22 protein-coding genes are annotated in these 21,931 nt (G+C 34.6%); 12 read left to right on the forward strand and 10 right to left on the reverse strand.

Features of this window, described 5'->3' with window-relative positions; translation table 11 throughout:
* Positions 1-11: 11 nt before the first annotated feature.
* On the forward strand, positions 12-1,250 hold the full coding sequence (locus NST00_RS04245; RefSeq protein WP_016839070.1) for an MFS transporter: 1,239 nt from the start codon (positions 12-14) through the stop codon (positions 1,248-1,250).
* Positions 1,251-1,350: 100 nt separating this feature from the next.
* On the opposite strand, the gene NST00_RS04250 is transcribed toward NST00_RS04245, so the two are convergent.
* From NST00_RS04250 to NST00_RS04280, 7 genes are all read right to left on the reverse strand, one after another.
* Entirely contained in the window at positions 1,351-2,922 is a 1,572-nt protein-coding gene (locus NST00_RS04250) for an IS1182 family transposase (protein WP_016839668.1), read from the reverse strand.
* 308 nt (positions 2,923-3,230) lie between these two features.
* Positions 3,231-4,415 carry an NAD(P)/FAD-dependent oxidoreductase gene (locus tag NST00_RS04255; protein WP_016838379.1) on the reverse strand — a complete coding sequence of 395 codons (1,185 nt, stop codon included), beginning with the start codon at positions 4,413-4,415 and terminating at the stop codon, positions 3,231-3,233.
* A gap of 39 nt (positions 4,416-4,454) precedes the next feature.
* Complete coding sequence (locus NST00_RS04260; RefSeq protein ID WP_016838378.1) at positions 4,455-4,877, reverse strand: DUF1641 domain-containing protein; 423 nt, start codon at positions 4,875-4,877, stop codon at positions 4,455-4,457.
* Between the two features lie 477 nt (positions 4,878-5,354).
* Positions 5,355-5,903 (reverse strand): isoprenylcysteine carboxyl methyltransferase family protein, encoded by a 549-nt coding sequence (locus NST00_RS04265; RefSeq protein ID WP_339287706.1) that lies wholly within the window; start codon positions 5,901-5,903, stop codon positions 5,355-5,357.
* Between the two features lies 1 nt (position 5,904).
* Entirely contained in the window at positions 5,905-6,987 is a 1,083-nt protein-coding gene (locus tag NST00_RS04270; protein WP_016838376.1) for a type III polyketide synthase, read from the reverse strand.
* Positions 6,988-7,074: 87 nt separating this feature from the next.
* Positions 7,075-7,755, reverse strand: a complete 681-nt coding sequence (locus tag NST00_RS04275; protein ID WP_340709658.1) for a hypothetical protein — start codon at positions 7,753-7,755, stop codon at positions 7,075-7,077.
* A 142-nt stretch (positions 7,756-7,897) separates the two neighbouring features.
* Positions 7,898-8,662 (reverse strand): MerR family transcriptional regulator, encoded by a 765-nt coding sequence (locus NST00_RS04280; protein WP_016838374.1) that lies wholly within the window; start codon positions 8,660-8,662, stop codon positions 7,898-7,900.
* 154 nt (positions 8,663-8,816) lie between these two features.
* Here NST00_RS04280 and NST00_RS04285 point away from each other — a divergent pair, with 154 nt between their 5' ends.
* From NST00_RS04285 to NST00_RS04300, 4 genes are all read left to right on the forward strand, one after another.
* Positions 8,817-9,452 (forward strand): TrkA C-terminal domain-containing protein, encoded by a 636-nt coding sequence (locus NST00_RS04285; protein ID WP_016838373.1) that lies wholly within the window; start codon positions 8,817-8,819, stop codon positions 9,450-9,452.
* A gap of 173 nt (positions 9,453-9,625) precedes the next feature.
* Entirely contained in the window at positions 9,626-10,828 is a 1,203-nt protein-coding gene (locus NST00_RS04290) for a quaternary amine ABC transporter ATP-binding protein (protein ID WP_016838372.1), read from the forward strand.
* On the forward strand, positions 10,821-11,672 hold the full coding sequence (locus NST00_RS04295; RefSeq protein ID WP_016838371.1) for an ABC transporter permease: 852 nt from the start codon (positions 10,821-10,823) through the stop codon (positions 11,670-11,672). The genes NST00_RS04290 and NST00_RS04295 overlap by 8 nt, the downstream gene beginning before the upstream one ends.
* A gap of 17 nt (positions 11,673-11,689) precedes the next feature.
* Positions 11,690-12,577, forward strand: a complete 888-nt coding sequence (locus NST00_RS04300) for a glycine betaine ABC transporter substrate-binding protein (protein WP_340709659.1) — start codon at positions 11,690-11,692, stop codon at positions 12,575-12,577.
* Positions 12,578-12,611: 34 nt separating this feature from the next.
* Here the strand turns inward: NST00_RS04300 and NST00_RS04305 are convergent, their stop codons facing one another.
* Positions 12,612-13,055 carry a hypothetical protein gene (locus NST00_RS04305; protein WP_168412100.1) on the reverse strand — a complete coding sequence of 148 codons (444 nt, stop codon included), beginning with the start codon at positions 13,053-13,055 and terminating at the stop codon, positions 12,612-12,614.
* A gap of 100 nt (positions 13,056-13,155) precedes the next feature.
* Complete coding sequence (gene nagZ / locus NST00_RS04310) at positions 13,156-14,826, reverse strand: beta-N-acetylhexosaminidase (protein ID WP_340709660.1); 1,671 nt, start codon at positions 14,824-14,826, stop codon at positions 13,156-13,158.
* Between the two features lie 227 nt (positions 14,827-15,053).
* Here nagZ and NST00_RS04315 point away from each other — a divergent pair, with 227 nt between their 5' ends.
* From NST00_RS04315 to NST00_RS04345, 7 genes are all read left to right on the forward strand, one after another.
* Positions 15,054-15,725, forward strand: a complete 672-nt coding sequence (locus tag NST00_RS04315; protein WP_340709661.1) for a nuclease-related domain-containing protein — start codon at positions 15,054-15,056, stop codon at positions 15,723-15,725.
* Between the two features lie 28 nt (positions 15,726-15,753).
* Positions 15,754-16,590 (forward strand): putative RNA methyltransferase, encoded by an 837-nt coding sequence (locus tag NST00_RS04320; protein ID WP_016838366.1) that lies wholly within the window; start codon positions 15,754-15,756, stop codon positions 16,588-16,590.
* Positions 16,591-16,702: 112 nt separating this feature from the next.
* Positions 16,703-17,269: a lysophospholipid acyltransferase family protein gene (locus tag NST00_RS04325; protein ID WP_340709662.1), complete on the forward strand. Its 567-nt coding sequence runs from the start codon at positions 16,703-16,705 to the stop codon at positions 17,267-17,269.
* 49 nt (positions 17,270-17,318) lie between these two features.
* Positions 17,319-17,783: a low molecular weight protein-tyrosine-phosphatase gene (locus NST00_RS04330; RefSeq protein WP_016838364.1), complete on the forward strand. Its 465-nt coding sequence runs from the start codon at positions 17,319-17,321 to the stop codon at positions 17,781-17,783.
* A gap of 141 nt (positions 17,784-17,924) precedes the next feature.
* Positions 17,925-18,644, forward strand: coding sequence for a YebC/PmpR family DNA-binding transcriptional regulator (locus NST00_RS04335; RefSeq protein ID WP_016838363.1), 720 nt, complete (start codon positions 17,925-17,927; stop codon positions 18,642-18,644).
* A 208-nt stretch (positions 18,645-18,852) separates the two neighbouring features.
* Positions 18,853-19,386, forward strand: coding sequence for a YdcF family protein (locus NST00_RS04340; protein ID WP_340709663.1), 534 nt, complete (start codon positions 18,853-18,855; stop codon positions 19,384-19,386).
* Between the two features lie 133 nt (positions 19,387-19,519).
* Positions 19,520-20,599, forward strand: a complete 1,080-nt coding sequence (locus NST00_RS04345) for an AI-2E family transporter (protein WP_339287722.1) — start codon at positions 19,520-19,522, stop codon at positions 20,597-20,599.
* 299 nt (positions 20,600-20,898) lie between these two features.
* Here the strand turns inward: NST00_RS04345 and NST00_RS04350 are convergent, their stop codons facing one another.
* Positions 20,899-21,915, reverse strand: coding sequence for an inorganic phosphate transporter (locus NST00_RS04350; protein WP_340709664.1), 1,017 nt, complete (start codon positions 21,913-21,915; stop codon positions 20,899-20,901).
* Between the last annotated feature and the right edge of the window lie 16 nt (positions 21,916-21,931).

Consider the following 21,931-nt stretch of genomic DNA (forward strand, 5'->3'; position numbering starts at 1 on the left):
AGTAATTGCCTATGAAAACAAATCATTATATTCATTGGAAACGAAATATTAGCGTATTTCTAACGAGTCAAACGATATCGCTTTTCGGTTCTTCAATCGTTCAATACGCCATCATGTGGTATATCACGTTAACGACTCAGTCGGGAATCATGATGACGATTGCCATTCTCTGTGGATTTGTTCCTACTTTTTTATTATCGCCTTTTGCAGGAGTATGGGCAGATCGTTATAACCGGAAAATGTTAATTATCTTATCAGATTCCGCCATTGCTTTGGCTACACTTATTCTAGCTATTTTATTTTTAAGCGGTTATGAATCTCTTTGGATGCTCTTTATAATGTACGTCATTCGCTCATTTGGAACTGGTATTCAAACGCCGACAGTAGGGGCAATATTACCACAAATCGTTCCTGAAGAGCATTTAACAAAAGTGAACGGAATTAATGGCAGTATTCAAGCCCTTGTAATGCTGCTTTCACCAATGGTTAGTGCGGCTTTGCTTACTATTACAACGTTGGAAACACTATTTTTTATTGATGTCGTAACAGCTGCGATTGCGGTGGCAACTTTGCTATTCTTTTTACAAATTCCCCCGCATGAAAAAGCATTACAACAACAAATCAGCTATTTTGCTGACTTTAAACAGGGACTTGTTTATATTAAAAACAATGAATTCTTGAAAATTTTATTTATATATTTTGCGATATTCTTTGTTATGGCGGCCCCTGTTTCCTTCTTAACACCGTTGCAAGTAACTCGTACATTTGGAGAAGATGTATGGCGGCTTTCAGCGATCGAAATTGCATTTTCTATCGGTATGATGGCTGGGGGAGCAGTCATTGCTGTATGGGGAGGATTTAAAAACCGAACATATACGATGGCATTATCAAGTATAATATTCGGAGTTTGCACATTTTTATTAGGGATTGTGCCAAACTTCTGGTTTTATTGCTCCATTATGGCGTTGGCTGGAGTAGCGATGCCGTTATTTAATACACCTTCAACCGTACTTTTACAAGAAAAAGTTGAAGGAGACTATTTAGGGAGAATTTTTGGTGTACTGACAATGATTTCTACTTCCATGATGCCTTTAGGAATGCTAATTTTTGGTCCGATTAGCGATTTCATTAAAATTGAGTGGTTATTATTAGGAACAGGAGTAGCGATGTTCGTTCTTAGTTTTGTTTTAGTAGGAAACAAAGTATTAGTAGAGGCGGGAAAACCAAAGAATATGGAATCCAGCCAATAAAAAAGAGGTTGGGACATAAGTATTTTTCAACCTCAAAAATAAGGGGTGAGTTGTTTGAAACAGCTCACCCTTTTACAATTTCATCCAATTCATGAGGGTTTTACACCCCTCGTAGTGCATATTTTCTTAAATTTGTGGCCATTAGGGCAATTCCCATTTCAATTTTTACTTTGAATTTTCCTCGAACGGAAAATCGTGTGAATCCCAAAATAGCCTTCAGAAATCCAAAAACTGGTTCTACATCAATTTTACGTTGATGATAGATTTCGGCAGTTTCAGGCTCTGAAAGCTTTTGTTGTACATATGCTTTTTGTTGTTCCCATTTCAAATTTATACGCAATCTTCGATTCGTACTTTCTTTTGCTTTCGTACATAAATGACGGATTGGACAACCTGTACAATCTTCACACTCGTACACTTTAAATTGACGAACAAATCCAGAAGAATCCTTACGTGTCGAAACAAATTTAAATGAAAGAGTTTTTTGATTCGGACATATATAGGTATCATTTACTTCATCATATATCCAATTGCTTGGTTTAAATGGGTCATCCTTGTATTTTTTCTTCTGCTCTTTTTCATACATCCCATATTTAATCAAAGGTGTTCGTTCTCGTTTTATCATAATGTCATCATAATTCGGTTCACTACCATATCCAGCATCCGCAACTATATATTCTGGTAAATCAAAATACCGTTCTTCAATCGTATCCAAGAAAGGTGTCAATGTTTTCGTATCTGTTGGATTTGGAAATACATCATAAGCAAGTGTAAATTGATTTTCTGTTGCGATTTGGATATTGTAGCCTGCTTTTAATTGTCCATTTTTCATATAGTCATCTTTCATTCGCATAAATGTCGCATCGTGATCCGTTTTAGAATAGCTGTTACGGTTTTGTAGAATCTCCAAATCATTTTGATACTTTTCTTTGCGTGCAATCCAATCATTCACTTGCTTTAATATCTGTTTTGGTGTTTTCCTTTCACTACGTAGTCGTTTTCGTTCCACCGGATCTTCAGAAGCTTCAATTTTTGTAGAATAGTCATCGACTACTTTTTCAAGAGATGATGCTACTTCTTTTAGTTCTTCTACTGAAAGCTCTTCTTCATTTTCACGTTCAATTGCTGGTAAGACTTGTTCTTCAAGTAAACGGTCATAGACTTCATTTGATTTTTTAATTAAATTGGCATGATGCTTTTCGATCGACTTTTTCCATACAAATGTAAATTTATTTGCGTTCGCTTCAATCTTAGTACCATCAATAAAAACGGCTTTTTCATCTATTAATTTTTCTTCAATAAGTTGACAACGGAATTGTACAAAACATTGACGGATTAATTCTTGCATTTGGGGATGTACACGAAAACGATTAATGGTACGATAGCTTGGTTCATATCCTTGAGCTAGCCACATCATCCGAATGCTATCTTTTGTTAAATCTTCAATACGACGACCTGAAAAGACAGATTGCGTATAACCACACAAGATAATTTTTAACATCATTCGGGGATGATAGGATGGACAACCAGTTTCTTTATAAAACGGAGCGAAAGCTTCGTCTGGAATGCTTTCGACTAAATGATGAATATGGTAGGCAATATCATTTTCTTGTAATATAACTTCTAAATCTATAGGTAAAACTAATTGATTCATGTTATAATATTTAAACATAAAGAGGCTCCTTTCTAAGATTTTGTTGTGGTGACTTAATTTTATCAAAAGAGCCTCTTTTTTTGTTTATATAAATTTAAGAAAGTTAAGTTGTTCGACGTGGAGGCCGCGACTCCTGCGGGAACAGCACGAGCCTCAAGACCCCGCAGGTGCGAGGTACGAGTACCGAGGAGGCTTGAGCCGTGCCCGCGGAAAGCGTCGGCCGGAACGGAGAACAACGTTTTCCATAAAAAATCGTCACTTCATGAAAAATCATAAGTGACGATTTTTTATTAGCTAGGGTTTTGTCCCAAGCTCTTTTTTGGTCATTAATATACTAAACCGTATAATGCTTTAATGTGTGATAAGTAGCGTACATGGCTTGCTTCTTTCATAAGTGAAGCTGGTAAACCTTTTAGGTGAATATTGTTTTTACCAACAGTTGCTACACCGTCTTTACGTCCAAGGCTTGCAAGAGTACCAGAATTAACTGGGCTGAACTCTTTTAGTTTTTGGCCTTTAATTGTTGCGTAAATGTTGTAAGCTGCAGCTTCTCCCATTTGCCATGCATTTTGAGCAGTTGGTGCATATAATGGACGACCTCCATCTTCAGGAAGAGCAACGGAAGCATCTCCAACAACAAATACATCTTGATGTGATTTAGAACGTAAATACTCATCGATGATTGCTTTACCACGGTCGCATTCAAGACCAGATTCTTGAACGATTGGTAGAGCTGCAACTCCACCTGTCCAAACAAATGTGTTTGCTGTAATTGTGGAACCGTCTTTTAGTGAAATTACATTACCTTCTACACCTGTTACAGGAAGGCCAGTTAAGAATTCAACTCCACGAGCTTCTAAGCTTTTTGTTGCGCGTTCAATTAATTCATCAGGTAATACCGGTAAAATTTTTGGACCAGCTTCTATTAGTTTAATATTCAACTCGCTAGGGTCAACTGCGTATTTTGCACAAATATTTGGAGCGTTGTCTACAATTTCACCAACAAGTTCCACACCTGTTAAACCGCCGCCACCAATGACGATTGTTGCATCCGCAATATTTTTTGTTTTTGCATAGGAAGCAATTTTGCTTTCAATATGGTTGTAAATTCTTTTTGCATCATCTACAGATTTTAATACCATTGAGTTTTCTTCTAAACCAGGAATACCGAAGAAACCAGTTTGGCTACCAAGTGCTACAACTAAATAATCATAAGATAAGACAGAGCCGTTTGCTAAATATACTTCTTTATTTTTCACATTGAATGATTTTACTTCTTGGATAACCGTTTCAATGTCTTTACCTTTAAATAATTTCTTTAATGGGAAGGATATTGCTTGTTCAGAAATTGTTCCACCTGCAAGACGGTGTAATTCAGTAATTAATTGGTGATTAGGATATTTATTCACAACTGTGATTTTAGCTTCATCTTTACTTGCATATTTACGTAATGTTAGGGCAGTTAATAACCCACCGTAGCCTGCACCTAAGATGACGATTTCTTTTGACATATTATTCCTCCGTCCTTACTTTATTAAATAAACAAAACCTTATTGATTTTTGCGTTCAGCTGAAACTTCTAAAAATGCATTAGCAAAGCGTAATAGTTTTTGAACTTCTGGGTCCTTCAACAATTTTAATACTCCGAATAACCCGATTGCTTCTTTAGATTCGTCTGCACGTTCTTTTGCTTCAATAGCTGTTTGTGCTAAGCTTTTTACAGTACTCACAACTGGTTCAGAAACTTCTTTAATTGCGTTAACTGTGTCGCTCTTTAATACATCATCTGTTGCTACTTGTTGTGCAAAATCATAAGCCTTTGTAAGAAGTCCTACTACTTCGGCAAGCTTTGGAAGCTGTTCTACTAAATATGTTAAGGACTCTTGCACTTCTGGTTTTAATAATTGATCCAGTAAATCTTGTTTTTCTTTCAAAGCCGACTCTTGAACTTGATTCACTAATTCTTCTGCCATTACCCATTCTCCTTTACTTATCATTGTGCCCATTATTAAAAACAGCATAGATATTTCACATACAATAAAGAAAAAACTCTTCAATTATAACTATGTGAAATGTTTAACAATGTTAACTACAGTTTAAATATAATACAAATATTTCGTAAATCAAGTACTGTTTTTAATAGTGAGTGTTTTATTGGATGGTATGAATAAAAATGAAGATTGAAAGCGTTTTCCTTTTTTATAACTATTAATAATGAAAAAGAAAACCCAATCATTTTTTGAATATTTCTTAAATTGTGACAAATATTTTACAAAAGTGTTGACTTTTTTTGAATTTGCCGTCAATTTGAATTATACGCTTTATCTATTATAATTTCTAATATTATTTTGCTATTTGTTATTAGAAATTGATAACGAAAAGTTAAAACAAGGATTTTTTATTATTATGTTTACGAAAATAAAAATTATGTTGATGAAAATGGAAAAAATTCAGCTATGATGCTGAATTTTTTTATTAAATTCATATTCATAATTTGTCGCTTCCATTAATGCTTTTTCTTCAATTGGTATTCGAATCGATAACATAATGAAGTTTAACAAGGTAAATACAATGGCAGTAAAATAAGCTTGAAACATAATTGGCAATATAATAATTTCACAACAAACAACGAAATAATTTGGATGTTTAAGAAAAGCATATGGTCCCTTTTTAACAATTTGAGCTCCTGGCAACACAATAATTTTCGTATTCCAATACATACCTAATGAAGATAAGCACCATATTCTTAAAGATTGTACGAGTAGAAAAATAATAAATAAAGGTAGAAAAAGTGGGGATATTGTACGTTCAAATACAATGACTTCTACAATTAAACTGATGAAGAAACTTACATGTAACAATATCATGAAGGGATAATGTGAGGCCCCTACTTCATAAGCCCCAAGTTGCAGCATTTGTCTCTCGTTTCGTTTTGCAATAAACAATTCAAAAATTCTTTGTAAAATGACGATTGTTGTTACAATCATAAAAATTAGCATATTAATCCCTCCATTGCAGCAATACTGCTTCTCCACTAAATCCAGGTCCAAGAGCTACTATTAAACCATATGATTCATCTTTCTCGACGGTTTTCATATATTCATCTAAAACGTATAGTACCGTCGGCGATGACATATTGCCGTTTTGTTGAAGAATTTTTCGAGAAATAGCTGTATGTTTGTCGCTTAAATTCAGTGCTTCTTCGTAGGCTAATAACACTTTTTTCCCGCCAGGATGGGCAATGAAATGTTCAAGATCATTTAATGAAATGCCTGCCTCTTTGAAAAATGAATGGATGAATGGCCCTAGCCAATTAGAAATAATCGTCGGTATACTTTTTGAAAAGATGACATGAAACCCATCGTTTCTAACGTCCCAACCCATCACATTTTCCGAGTTAGGCATCCATTTTGAAGCTGTTTGAATGATATATGGTACTGTTTTTCGATTTTCTACTTTCGCTTCATCACCACAAATTAAGGCGCAAGCAACACCATCAGCAAAAAGTGATGCGCCAATTAAATTGCTTTTTGAAAAGTCATTTCGTTGGAAAGTGAGGCTGCATAATTCCACGCAGATGACAAGCACTTTTTCCTTTGGATGGGCAAGACAATAATCGTAGGCTCTACTAATTCCAGATGCTCCTCCAACGCAACCAAGCCCCCAAATAGGTAAACGTTTTATCCGATCTGAAAATTTCAATTTATTCATGATTCGAGCATCAATGCTGGGAGTTGATATGCCTGTGCTAGATACAAAGAAGATGGCATCAATTTCTTCTGTCGAAATTGGTCTTTTTAAATATAGTTCGTTTTGTAGACAACTTTGAATAGCTTTTACACTATAATCCACTGACAATTGAATATATAATTGATTGCGTTCTTCAAAAGTATGATCTTCTTTATGCCATTCTAACGGTACGCAAAAATGCCGCGTTTTTATTTCCCCATTTTCAAACACTTTTAATAGCCGCTCTAATTGCGGAATTTTATTTTGAAATAATGCCTTTGTAAATTGCTCTATTTCATGTTGATGTAATGTGTAGGGAGGTTTATAAGTACTGACAGATACAATTTTTGGCATTTATATCTTCCTTTATTAATTTTATTTCTAGCATTTCCAAGTGGATGAACGAGTATGCAAATAGTGGATAAGAGCAATTTCCTATTTTCAAGCTTCTTTTTCTGTCCGTTTATCATTTAATGAAAAAGTTTTTTGCAATAACTCTAAATACAATAAGAAGTAATCGATGCAGTCTTTAACAAGTTCTGTGTATGAGGAAAACTCCGGCCCCTTTTGATAATGCAAATAGTCGTTTTTTAATACTTCCAACAATTTTTTTGAGAATAAATGAATATTAGTTGAGTGGAATTTTTCTAAACACTGAATAAGGCTGCTGAATAGCACCATATCTTCAGAATCAGGGTGTTCGATCATTGCGATATCTTTCACAAGTACTTCAAGAGATTTAATATATCCAAAAAAGGCGATATCATCATTTCCTTGCAATTCTGCATGGATGGATTGGGTATATAAATTTTGAAATTTCTTCGATGTATTTTGAATGAGAGATTCATCTTGAAATGTATGACCCGGTATCGTTAACAAGTATCGCTCTTGGATATTGTTTAGTTCTCCACAATTATTAACAACAAAATAGTCTTTTCGGCAGGAAGGGCAAGTTAATGACAAAATATGAATTTCAAAACTTTTATTTTCAAATCGATAGGTATTTTCAACCGTAGGATGTATATCTAAATTGCAGTGCGGACATTTATTTAAAATTATGTATTCTCGGTTGTCGTGGTTGTATTTAACTTTTGTTAGCTTTTTCTCATTTTTTTGCATCATTAGGGCAAATCTCCTTTATGAGCAGTTAGTGAACGATTGTTTCTTCAGCTATTATTTCCAATTTTTTAAGAAATCATTCAATACTTATAAAAAGTGGAAAAAGTCGCCCGATTAAATTCGGAGCGACTTTTCACTATATCTGTTATGAATTGTTTTCAAGGTAATGAATAATGGCATCTCTCAAAAATTCTGTACGACCCGTAACTTTTTGGTCATAATAAGCTTTAAAGCGTTCATCAGCGACATACATTTCCGCAAGTCCCCGGTGAGCTTCTTTTGAATAAGATGGCCAAGTGAAAGTGAGCCACTGTTTATGTTTCGCGGCAAGCTCTTGTGCAAGTGGTGATGTAGGATCTCCAATTTCATAAGCTTTTGCTAGTAGTTTTAGTATTTCGTCTCCAAGTTGCACAAATCTTTCGTAGTCTTCTTTCGACATGTTACGGAATTTTTCGTTGGACTTGCTGACGACATTCTCACCATATTTTTGGCGAATTTCCTCACCATATTTTTGTTCATTTTCTTCTATCAGCTTTTCCTTAAAAGCTTCAAATTTTTCTTCATTGCTCATCATCATTTCTCCTTTCTCATGGGCAATCGTTTTTTTTACGGATTCAATTAATCGGTCTAGGCGGGATCTCTTATTTCTAAGCTGTATTAAATGATTTTCCAACGCTTTTATTGAATCGTAATTTGGATCATTCATGATTGAAATAATTGTTTCAATGTTGACGTCTAATTCCCGGAAAAATAGAATTTGTTGCAATCGATTCACTTCTTCTTGACCATAAATCCGATAGCCAGAGCTGTTGATTCGTTTTGGTTTTAATAAATTAATTTCATCGTAATATCGCAATGTTCTTGTACTGATGCCTGCTAATTTTGCTAATTGACTAATTGTGTACTCCATTGAAATCCCTCCTGACAACTTCATCATAAAGGTTGACGTAACGTGAAGGTCAATATACAAATGAAAATATTTTTTTAGAGAAAAAACTGGCTACTGATATAGACATCGATTATATTTAACTTTGTAGTAACGGAATGAAAGGTTGATGCAATAGATGGGAGATAAAGAATTAAAGATTGTAAAGCAACCAAAATATCAAAAAATTGCTGCCGACATAGCGTCAAAAATTGTTGAGGGGAAATATTTAATAGGCGAAAAAATATATGCAAGATCTTCATTGGCAAGTCAGTATGGGGTCTCAGCTGAAACTGCAAGGAGAGCTATTGCCGTTCTACAAGACTTAGAAATTGTGGAAGCTACGAAAGGGAGCGGTGTTGTTATTAAGTCTTATGAAAAAGCGGCAAATTATATAAAGCAGTTTTTAGATGTTCAATCCATTCATCAAATACAATTGGAAATGTTAGAGAGCATTGACCGACAAAAAAAGGAACTGGATCAACTAAAAGAGACTGCAGAAAGATTAGTCAGCCGAACAGAGCGCTTTCGTTCAATTAATCCTTTTGTTCCATTTCATTTAGAAGTAATAAAGAATTCCCCATACTTATCTAAAACGATTGGCGAAATAAATTTTTGGCATCATACAATGGCAACGATTGTAGGTATACGTCGTGGGGAAGAACTGATCATTTCACCTGGACCATATACCACAATTGAACTGAACGATGTCATCTATTTTATTGGAAACGATGAATGTCTAGAAAGAGTACAAAAATTTCTATTTCCTAATTAAAAAAGGCTTACAGAAGCAAAATTGAGCTTTTGTAAGCCTTTCTTATTATATTTTTGTAGTTTCCGAGATTAGCAATTTGACAAAAGTAACAACCTGTTGTTAATATTGAGTTGTCACTTTTGTAACATTCTATTCATTTTTAAATAGATAAAAATGGTGGAAAGGAGTATGAGATGGAAAAAATTAAAGTTGAACATGTGACGAAAATTTTCGGTAAACATATAAATGCTGCGATGAAACTCGTGGAACAGAAAAAAAGCAAAACAGAAATTCTCAAAGAAACCGGCGCAACAATAGGGGTTTACGATGCGAATTTCACAGTAAACGAAGGAGAAATTTTTGTAATCATGGGTCTTTCGGGCAGCGGTAAATCGACATTAATCCGTCTATTAAATCGATTAATAGACCCTACTAACGGAAACATATACATCGACGGACAAAATATCTCCAAATTAAATAAAAAGGAATTAAGAAAAATTCGAAGAGATAAAATGAGCATGGTTTTCCAAAACTTTGGATTATTTCCTCATCGAACAATTTTGCAAAATACAGAATATGGTCTCGAAATTAAGGGAGTTCCAAAAGAGGAAAGGCGATTGAAAGCAGAAAAGGCTTTAGACAATGCTGGACTGTTGCCTTATAAAGACCAGTATCCAAGCCAATTATCAGGCGGAATGCAACAACGGGTTGGTCTTGCAAGAGCACTTGCTAATGATCCGGATATTTTACTAATGGATGAAGCTTTTTCTGCGCTCGATCCACTCATTCGGAAAGAAATGCAAGATGAATTATTAGATTTGCAACAAAGAATGAAGAAGACAATTGTATTTATTACTCATGATTTAAATGAAGCCCTTCGCATAGGGGATCGCATTGCGTTAATGAAAGATGGTGAAATTATTCAAATCGGAACAGGAGAAGAAATATTAACAAATCCAGCGAACGATTATGTTCGAAGCTTCACTGAAGATGTCGACCGTTCGAAAGTATTGACTGTCGAAAACGCAATGATACGTCCAGTATCCATTAACGTTGAAGCTGATGGACCAAAAGTTGCTTTACAGTTGATGAGAGAAGAAAAAGTGAGCGTCATCTTAGCGGTTGATAAACAAAGAAACTTTAAAGGATATATTACTGCTAACGATGCCCTTGAAGCATCTAAGCGTGGTGAAAGGCATCTACATGGAATATTAAGAAATGATATGCAGACGGTACCACCAGATACGTTAATTCAAGACGTGTTAGGGCCGATGTCCGATTCACCTACACCGATTGCCGTCGTGGAAAACGGAAAATTACTTGGCGTATTAATAAGAGGAGTAGTGATTGAGACACTCTCTTCATCTAACGGTAATGGAGGTGTTGATGATGAATAAAATGCTCGACTTTATTCCTTCACTTCCAGTTGCTGATTGGGTTGAAACGTTCATGGATTTATTAACAGACAATTTTGCCTCAATGTTTTCCTTTATTCAAAAATGGGGCAAAAATTCGATGGAATCCTTTACGGATTTATTGCTGCTTATTCCACCTATTTTGTTCATCCTCATTGTCGCTATCATCGCCTTCTTTGCCACAAAAAAGAAATTCGGATTAGCGGTATTTACGATTGTTGGATTAACGTTTATTTACAATCAAGATCTTTGGAAAGAACTCATGAATACCGTCACGTTAGTGGTGTTTTCAAGTATCATTGCAATCATTATTGGTATACCAATCGGAATTTTAATGTCAAAAAGTAATGTTGCGGAGAATATCATTAAGCCGATTTTGGACTTCATGCAAACAATGCCGGGATTTGTATATTTAATACCTGCCGTAGCCTTTTTTGGTATTGGTGTCGTACCGGGTGTTTTTGCATCGGTCATTTTCGCATTGCCGCCTACGGTAAGATTTACGAATTTAGGTATAAGACAAGTGCCGAAAGAGTTGGTGGAAGCTGCGGATTCCTATGGAAGTACAGGTTGGCAAAAATTGTATAAATTAGAGCTTCCATTAGCCAAATCAACAATTATGGCAGGCATTAACCAGACAGTGCTTTTATCATTATCAATGGTCGTCATTGCATCGATGATTGGTGCACCTGGATTAGGTCGGGATGTATTGTCGGCACTGCAAAGAGCTCAAGTAGGAAATGGATTCGTTGCAGGTATCAGTTTAGTTATCTTTGCCATTATCATTGATCGCTTAACACAAAGTTTAAATAAAAAGAAATATTAATAGGAAGGAAGTATATAATGAAATTTAAAAAATTAAAGATGATTGGACTAGCTTTAGGTTTGAGTGCAGCTTTAGCTGCGTGTGGAAATGGATCTTCTAATGATGTTGACAATTCAAATAAGGAAGAGGATAAAGAAATCAATTTAGCGTATGTTGAATGGGATTCTGAAATAGCATCAACTCATGTCATTGGAAAGGTGTTAGAAGATTTAGGTTATGATGTAACATTAACGCCACTAGATAATGCCATTATGTGGGAAGCTGTTGCAAATGGAGAAGCAGACGCATCGGTAGCGGCGTGGTTACCAGTTACTCATGGTGAACAATATGAAGCATATAAGGATGATATTGTTGACTTAGGTGAAAACTTATCAGGTGCAAAAATTGGATTAGTTGTACCTGAATACATGGAAAATGTAGACTCCATTGAGGATTTGAATAAACACGCTAATATGCAAATAACAGGCATTGAATCAGGTGCCGGTGTAATGCAAGCAACGGAAAGAGCCCTTCAAGAATATGAAAATTTAGCCGATTGGGAATTAGTACCATCTTCTTCAGGGGCGATGGCGGTTGCTTTAGGAGAAGCAATTAAAAATAAAGAAGAAATTGTTGTCACTGGATGGACTCCTCACTGGAAATTTGCGAAATACGAATTGAAGTATTTAGAAGATCCAAAAGGAGTATTTGGTGGGGAAGAAACAATTAACACATTTGTAAGAAAAGGGTTAGAAGATGAAATGCCAGATGCATTTAAAGTGTTAGATAATTTCCACTGGACAACGGCAGATATGGAATCAGTAATGCTTGATATCAGTAATGGTATGAGTCCAGCAGATGCTGCGAGCAAATGGGTTGAAGAAAATGCTGAAAAAGTAGCTAAATGGACAGAAGAAATCGAATAATGAAGTAAGGTGATGCGATTATCGCATCACCTTTTTATTTTTCTTTTACATCATATCCTATAACCGTCCAAATGCCTGTTTCATCTTGTCGAATAAGCCTTTTTAAGTATACTGTTTGAATGTTTGTATCTGAATCATCCACTTCAACGATTGCTAGTTCGTTATCGCTATGAAGCAATTTTAAATTCTCCAGTTCAATAGGGTATTCCCCTTCAATACCGCTTGGTGAGATTTGAAGACTTACAAACACTTGTGTGGTTGCAATAGCATCAAGTCTCCACGGCGAATGCCCCTCATCAACACTTTTTTGAGTATTCTTTTCTATTTCTAAATTATATTGAACTTCTACTTGAGGAGAAATTTCTTTCGCTGATACTGGGAACATAATGTTTTCGTATATTCCAACACTTTCCAATTCAAAAGTTAGTTCGGTTGATTCAAGATATGCTGGAATTGCATTATAGTCCATAATCTCCACAGTGAAAACCTCCGTCTTTTCCAGATTTCCTAAGAGGAAACATGTTCTAAATTATAGTAGCTTTGTTTTAACTTTATTATTTACAAATTAGATGAAAATATTAATTATACTTGTTAAGAATAGTATGAATTTCTTTGTTTAATTCTTCTATGTTTGCATTTGGAATTAGTGAGTGGCTAAGTTGATATTTTTCTTTTAGCTTTAGAATTCGCATAACGCTTTCATTAATCCGCTGTTCAGAAATTTCACCACGTTGAACTGAAGTAACAAGTTCATCGATGATAGAAAAAATCTTATCTTCATCATGAGCAATTAAAATCATATCATTTCCAGCTTTTACTGATAGTAAAGCAGCTTCTTGTAATGAATAGTGGTTGGTAATTGCTTTCATCGTCATATCATCTGTGATGACAACACCGTTAAAACCGAGTTTTTCTCGCAATAACTCTGTAATGATGGTTTTTGATATAGATGCAGGATATTGTTTATCGATTTGCGGTAATAAAATGTGAGCTATCATCACAACATCTGCATTTTCTTCAATTGCCTTTTTGAACGGGAGTAATTCGACTTGATCTAATTCTTTTATTGATTTATTCACCATAGGGAGAGCTAGGTGAGAATCGACGGAAGTATCGCCATGGCCAGGAAAGTGTTTTATAACCGGTATGATATTTTCAGATTGTATTCCTTTCATCATTTGAATTCCTAAGGCTGCAACGATTGTTGGATCATGACTAATAGCACGGTGACTGATTACCGGATTGTTTGGGTTGCTATTCACATCTAAAACCGGAGCGAAATTCAGATTAAAGCCGAATGTAGCTAATTGTTTTCCTAACAATTTTCCGTATTCATATGCAAAAACTTCATTATTTTTTAATCCAACAGAATAATTTGTCGGTAAACTTGCAATTTCTTTTGGCAGTCGGTTGATGCTTCCGCCTTCCTGGTCAATCCCTAAAAAAATAGGATATTTATTATTGTTGTTAAGACTTTTCACTTCATTTAATAATGAGGTAATTTGCTGACTAGACTGTAAATTATCTTTAAAGAAGATGATGCCTCCAATTTTTCTTTCCACAATTAAACGTTTTACCTGATCATTCAACTTTTCCCCTGAAAAACCGATAAAGAACATTTGACCAATCTTTTCTTCTAAAGTCATATTGTCTACTAAGTTTGCGTACTTTGATGGATTATTTTTAGTAAGAATTGAGATATGATGCACTTTCGGGTTAGGCAAATCGTTCGACGGCTTTGGCAAAATCCATTTAATCAAGTAATAATCATTGACAGTGTAATACAAAATAATCTGAGCTGTTGTCTCATCTTCATAATAAGTTGTTTGTTCAGGTGCTCCCAGTACATCTTGAATATCTTGCATATGAATTTGGGATAGATGTTTGTCATAGGAACGAATATCAAAAATTTGCTGTCCATCCATTCCGATTGATAAATTGTGTGCAGGGTAATAAGCATAACTTCCAACAGTTGTATTTTCAATTCTTTCAGGTGAACCTAATATTTTTTCGACATCTTTAAATGTTGAGTTTCCAGCAATGATGGAACTTTGGTAAACCTTTCCTTCCGCAGCATAGTTCATAATTTGCTGTATCAATTCTACTGCAGTTGGCTTTTCATGTTGAAATGGCGGAGCTTTCGATAAATGTTCATCATTAGATGAATTTTGATTACCGTTCCAAACAAATATAATGAAGAATGCACTAGTCACAAGGATAATGAAACTAATAATAATGCCTTTTTTCATATGATTTCTCCTTTTTATCCTGTCATAAAATTAGTTGCTTAAGGGAAGAAAAAGTCACAGTCGACAAAGAAAGAGTTCAAAGAAATTGAATCGACAATATTTCCTAGGAAATTTCGATATTTTTCACCAAACAATAAAGGCAAAAAATAGATTCGATTCAAACGGGTTATCATAGCCAATACAAGGTGCATTTGGTAGAATAATGAATAACATAAGGGGGTATGGATATGGGAATTTTATTACTTATTGTTACCATTATGATTGGAATCCTTTTTGCTCTTCGTCTATACTCATTTGAAAATAGTGAATTTAGAAAAATCACAGGACATTCTTTATATAGTATTTGGACAAATCCACATGTAAAAAATACATATAAATTAGTTCAGTCTTTAAAATATTTACAAGGTGAACACAAACTGTTAGTAAATGTTGCATTTAACGGTGCTATTAAAAATATCGATGCGATTGTTATTCATGAATCTGGCATTTATATTTTTTCAATTCAATCTATGAATGGCTGGATTTATGGTAGAGAACAAGATGGGCAATGGGCTCAAGCAGTACATAAACAAGATAAATTGAACACATTTGAAAACCCAATCAACGAAATGAAAAGAGCAGTATTAAACCTGAAGAAAAGTTTGACGAATGTAAAAGAGGATTTATTTCATTCAATCGTTCTATTTACAGACAGTTGTTCATTAAAAAAAATTATGACGAAATCAAATAATGTGACAGTAATAAAAGTAAATGAATTAAAGCGTTTTTGGAAAAAACGAACTGATAAAAAGCTTACAGTAGAGGATATCCAAAAAATTCATCATTCACTAGAACAATTTGTTAATATTCATCAACCTTCTTATAAAATGAACATGGATCAAGCAACTACTAATCATTAATATCACAGTATATTGAAAGGAAATAACAATGGGAAAGCGCTCAAAACGGCAAAACAGCATAGAATTTATGAAAGAAAATAGAAGATTGTTTTCTTGTCCGATTTGTAATAATGAAATGGATGTCCATGATGACGGAGAGGTTTTCTGTAGTAATCGTCATAACTTTACGATTGCAAAACAAGGATATGTGAATTTTTTGACAAAACCTGTCCGTTCTATGTATACGAAAAATTTATTTGAATCTCGTAAAGTTGTAATTGATAGCGGTTTGTTCAATGAAATGCATAAACAAGTAGCAACTATCATTGGAAATTCAGTTAAGACAATTTTAGATACTGGATGCGGGGAAGGTTCCCATTTGGCTCGTATTTGTGAGCAGTTAAATGATGAGGTAGTTGGTGTAGGGGTTGATATTGCTAAAGAAGGAATTATTACTGCGGCAAAATATTATGACCGGAAAATTTGGTGCGTTGGAGATTTAGCAGATAGTCCTTTTCGTGAACAATCATTTGACGTAATATTGAATATTTTATCGCCAGCAAACTATGGTGAGTTTAAACGCCTGTTAAAGCAAGGGGGAAAATTGATTAAAGTAGTTCCCCAATCCGAATATTTAATGGAATTAAGAAAACAAGTATTTGCAAACTCAAAAAAAGAGCTTTATTCTAACGAGCAAACTGTCGTTCGATTTCATGAGCAATTTATGAACGTGTCACAACAAAGAATTACTTATAAAGTGCCTATTGAAAAGGAACTAATTCCTAAATTAATTGAAATGACTCCTCTAGGATGGCATGCAGAAACCCATGATATATCTTTAGAGGAATTGACGATTGATTTGGATATATTAGTGGGAGAAGTGTAAGTTTGTGATGAGATTGAAAGAAAGGGATGTTTTCTTTAAAATAAGAATGAATAAAAAAATTTAAGGGTAGGAATCAACAGTGTTATACGATTTCGGAGCTAGAGTAGTTAACGTGTTTTTAACAATAAATGGATCAAAAGCGAAGGTATATGGTAAGGAAAATTTACCAAAGGATGAGGGATACATCGTTGCGTGTACACATAATGGATATATTGATATTTTAAACCTAGGTCTTTCCATATATCCTAGACAAATACATTTTATGGCAAAAAAACAACTATTTGATATTAAAGGGTTAGGTTGGTTGATTAAAAAACTGAACGCTTTTCCTGTCGATCGTGAAAATCCGGGACCGAGCGTGATTAAAATACCTCGTCAACTTCTAAAAGAAGGAAAAATTGTTGGAATTTTCCCGAGCGGTACTCGTACAACAAATAACACAGAGTTAAAACAAGGAGCAATTACTATTGCTCAACTTACAAAATCGAAAGTTGTTCCAGCAGCCTATATTGGTCCAAAAAATATAAAAGAAGTAATAAAAAGACAAAAAGGGTATTTAATATATGGTAAACCTTTTACCGTTCCTGCTGGAAAAGAAGCGCGGGATGAATACACTGCCTTTTTAGAAAAAGAGCTTCAAAGATTAACAGAAGAAATACAACGAACAAATGGAAAATAATTAGCACTTTCCGTCATCGGAAGGTGCTTTTTCAAAAGGGGTTGTTATGATGAAACGTGTACTTTTTGTATGCTTAGGAAATATTTGCCGCTCGCCAATGGCTGAAGCAGTATTTAGAGACTTGCTAAAAAAGAGAGGATTAGAAGATAAAATCGAAGTGGATTCTGCTGGAACAAGTTCATGGCACGTCGGAGAACCACCGCATTACGGTACTTCCAACAAATTAAAAGAATATAATATTTCCACAGAAGGAATCACTGCGCGGCAATTGAAAAAAGATGATTTTGAAAAGTTTGATTATATTGTTGGTATGGATGAAAGTAATATAAGGGATATATGTAGAATATTAGGTCAAACGGAACATCCAAAAATTTTCCGTTTTCTTGATTTAACTTCACACAAAAAAGACGTTCCAGATCCATATTATACGGGGGATTTCCAAGAGACATATGACTTAGTTGTAGATGGTTGCGAAGCATTATTGAGCAAAATAATAGAAGAGATGGAAGATTAAAGGTTGATATTATAAAGGCATTTTACAAAAAAATCAAGTAGCGATTATTTTCATCAAAGAAATCATGGTGTATAATGATACAGTCGTATTTGTTAGAATGAAATTTTACTGATATTTTGAATAGGAAAGAGAGTGAATCCAATGGGTCGCAAATGGAATAATATTAAAGATAAAAAAGCAGAAAAAGATAAAAACACCAGCCGAATTTATGCAAAATTTGGTAAGGAAATTTATGTAGCTGCAAAAAAAGGTGAACCAGACCCAGAATTAAATCAGGCATTAAAGGCAGTATTAGAAAGAGCAAAAACATATAATGTACCTAAACATATTATTGATCGTGCCATTGAAAAAGCAAAAGGTGCTGGCGGAGAAGATTATGATGAACTTCGTTACGAAGGCTTCGGTGTCGGTGGAACAATGGTGATTGTTGATGCGTTAACAAACAATGTGAACCGTACCGTTTCAGAAGTCCGTGCTGCTTTTGGCAAAAACGGAGGAAATATGGGTGTAACAGGTTCGGTATCATATATGTTTGATTCTACTGCGGTATTTGGAATTGAAGGTAAGTCAGTAGATGAAGTATTAGAAATTTTATTAGAAGCGGATATTGATGCACGTGATGTGTTTGATGAAGAGGGAATCACAATCGTTTATGCGGAGCCAGATCAATTCCATGTTGCTCAAGAAGCATTCAAAGCAGCAGGTATTGAAGAGTTTACAGTAGCTGAATTAACAATGCTTCCACAAACTGAAGTAAAACTAACTGGGGAAGACAAAGTGAAATTTGAAAAAATGATTGATGCATTAGAAGATCTTGAAGATGTACAACGTGTATATCATAACGCAGATTTAGAAGATTAATATTCAATAAAGGAAAGACCGTAACATGTTGAGTGTCACGGTCTTTTTTTCATTGTCAGTTTTTGGGGAAGTGGACTTTCAAAGAAAAATTCCACGTTTCTAAAGTATAATTTTGGAACTTTATAATCGTTTAAACGTAAGTACTAAGAGAAAACCTTAAGGTGATGATATGAAAAAAAGTTTTTTAATAATATTAGGAATTTTAATAGTGAGTAGTGTAGCTTTATTTACTTGGTCCTATAAAACCATGAAACAGCCAATACCGGTTGCAGATGGTACTTATGAATATGCGATTTTATTAGGAGCGAAAGTAGAATCGGATGGAAGACCAAGCTTAACTTTGCAGTATCGTTTGAAAGAGGCGATAAAGTATTTGAAATCCTATCCTCATGTAAACGTCATCGTTTCTGGTGGGAAAGGGTTGGACGAACCGATTAGTGAAGCTGAAGCAATGTACACATTTTTAGTGGAATCAGGAATTGAAGAATATCGAATTATCCTTGAAGAACAAGCAACGTCTACATACGAAAATTTGCTATATTCAAAAAAATTACTGCCAACCAATACAAAAAACGTTACGCTTATTACAAGCGATTTTCACTGTGCACGTGCAAAAATATTAGCAAATAAACTGGACTTAGAAGTGGACATAGTTGCATCAAAAACACCGAAAATTGTTGAGCAGAAGTTACATATTCGTGAACAGTTTGCACTCATAAAAACATTAATCCTTGGAAAATAAAACTTCCAACCGAATTGTAATGAGTGGAAAATGCTCGCAATTAAACACTCTTTATTGATTCTTTTTTATAAACGAAAATAGATTTGTATAGGAATTTTCAGGAAGTGTTAAACTTGGGTAGGGGTGAGTGAACATGACAAAAAAATTATGGTTTCAAGTGGGAATTGGATTATTAATTGCCTTATTAATTATTAAATATGTAATAGAAATTCATTGGATTTTTAATCCCATTGTTATTATTATCAAAACAATTTTTATTCCAGTGTTATTAAGTGGCGTCCTTTTTTACATATCAGAGCCTTTCCAGCGTTGGCTAGAAAAAAAGGGGCTTCCTAGATGGGCAAGTATTTCAACGATTGTATTAGTATTAGCAGGATTAGTAACGGGATTATTGTTAATTGTCGGAAATCCGATTGCTGAACAAGTGAACCGCTTAGTGCAAAATTCCCCAAATATTGGCGATAAAATAATGGAAGCAACGGATTTTATTCTAGAAAACAAAGACAATTTACCTCCTCAAGTTGAAAACTTCGTTGATTCTGTAACAAGTTCTATTCAAGACATTGTCGTTGTAGGTAGTAAAAGCATTGTAAACTTTGTTAGCGGTACTGTTTCTACAATTTTTACTTTAATTTTGGTTCCATTCTTTTATATTTTCATGTTAAAGGATCATGAAAAATTTGCACCAAATATTTACAAGATTTTTACCGGCGAGCGTCGGATATGGGTAAAGAATACGTTAGAAGACATCAATGAAGTACTAAAAAACTATGTACAGGGACAAGTACTTGTGAGTTTAATTTTAGCAACGATGATGTTTATTGGATACTTAATTATCGGACTTGAATACGCTTTATTACTTTCAATTTTTTCCTTTTTTATGAATATGATTCCGTTTATTGGTCCATGGATTTCGTTGGCGCCAGCAATTCTTGTCGCCATTATTCAAGATCCAGTCTTGGTAATTTGGGTATGTGTGATTACCCTTGTTGCGCAACAATTGGAGAGCAATTTAATTACTCCAAATGTTATGGGGAAATCTTTAGATATCCATCCGTTAACGGTTATTACAGTAGTATTAGCTGCTGGTAATATAGGTGGTTTTATTGCAATTATGATTGGAATTCCAACTTATGCGGTATTAAAAGTAATTGTAAAGAATATCTATGAGGAGCGGAAGAAAATTAAAGAAGCTGCAACGAAAACGTTATAATATAAAACAGTATACACCTAAAGAGAAGCTGTTTTTTTAAATCTTGTATTGTATACTTAGATAAGGCATTTTATTAGAGAGCGATTATTAGAAAAAGGGGATTTTGTATGAGCGGAAAGAGAGCTGCTATCATTCTCGTAAGTATTATGCTTTTAGTTAGTATTTTGGTGATCGTTGCCATTTCAATCTTTTATGCCACTTATCAGCCAACTATAAACCAAAGTATGATACCTTTTGAATTGAGTCATTCCAATAATACAATATAAAAAACACGAGCTATAAACGCTCGTGTTTTAATTTTAGAAGAATAAATCCAATATGAAATAAACACAACTAGCAATTACTGCTGAAATTGGCATTGTAATAATCCAAGTTAAAACAATTTTACGAGCTACTCCCCATTTAACACCTTTTACACGTTGAGCAGATCCCACACCCATAATGGATGAAGAGATAACATGAGTTGTTGATACCGGTAAGTGAATTAAGGTTGCTCCAAAAATAACAGTAGCAGATGCTAAATCGGCTGCAGCGCCATTAACAGGTCGGATTTTCATAATTTTTGTACCAACCGTTTTAATGATTTTATATCCTCCGATGGAAGTTCCTAATCCCATTGCAAGCGCACAGGCAATTCGTACCCAATCTTGTACATCGTTATCTGATTGGATGCCGGCAGCGATTAAAGCCATTGTAATGATTCCCATCGCTTTTTGGGCGTCATTCGTACCGTGAGTGAAAGCCTGTAATGCTGCGGTAAAGATTTGCATCGTACGGAATCCTTTATTGGTACGATAAAGGTTTAAATTTTTAAACAACAACTTGAATATTGACATGAATAAAAATCCGACACCAAAAGCGATAAATGGAGAAAAAATTAACGCCTCTAAAATGCCGATAAAACCTTTATAATTGAGAATATCAAATCCCGCTGCAGCAATTGCTGCTCCAGCAATGGAACCAATTAATGTATGAGAAGAGCTAGACGGAATTCCAAAATACCAAGTAAGTAAGTTCCATGTAATCGCAGAAATAAGTGCTGCTAAAATAACGACAGATCCCGTTGTATCATCTGGCGTTTGATTCAGTGAAAATGGGTCTACGATATCGCTAGCAATTGCTTTTGCTACTCCTACAAAAGAAATTGCTCCAAGGAAGTTCATGATAGCAGCAAGCATTACAGCTGTACGCGGTGGCAGTGCACGGGTTGAAACAGACGTAGCAATCGCGTTTGCTGTATCGTGAAATCCGTTAATAAAGTCAAATGCGAGCGCAAATATAACGATTAATATTGTGATGATTAAAATGGTATCCATATCTAAAACTCCACTC

Source organism: Ureibacillus sp. FSL K6-0165 (genome assembly GCF_038004285.1).
Taxonomy (GTDB): Bacteria; Bacillota; Bacilli; order Bacillales_A; family Planococcaceae; genus Ureibacillus; species Ureibacillus thermosphaericus.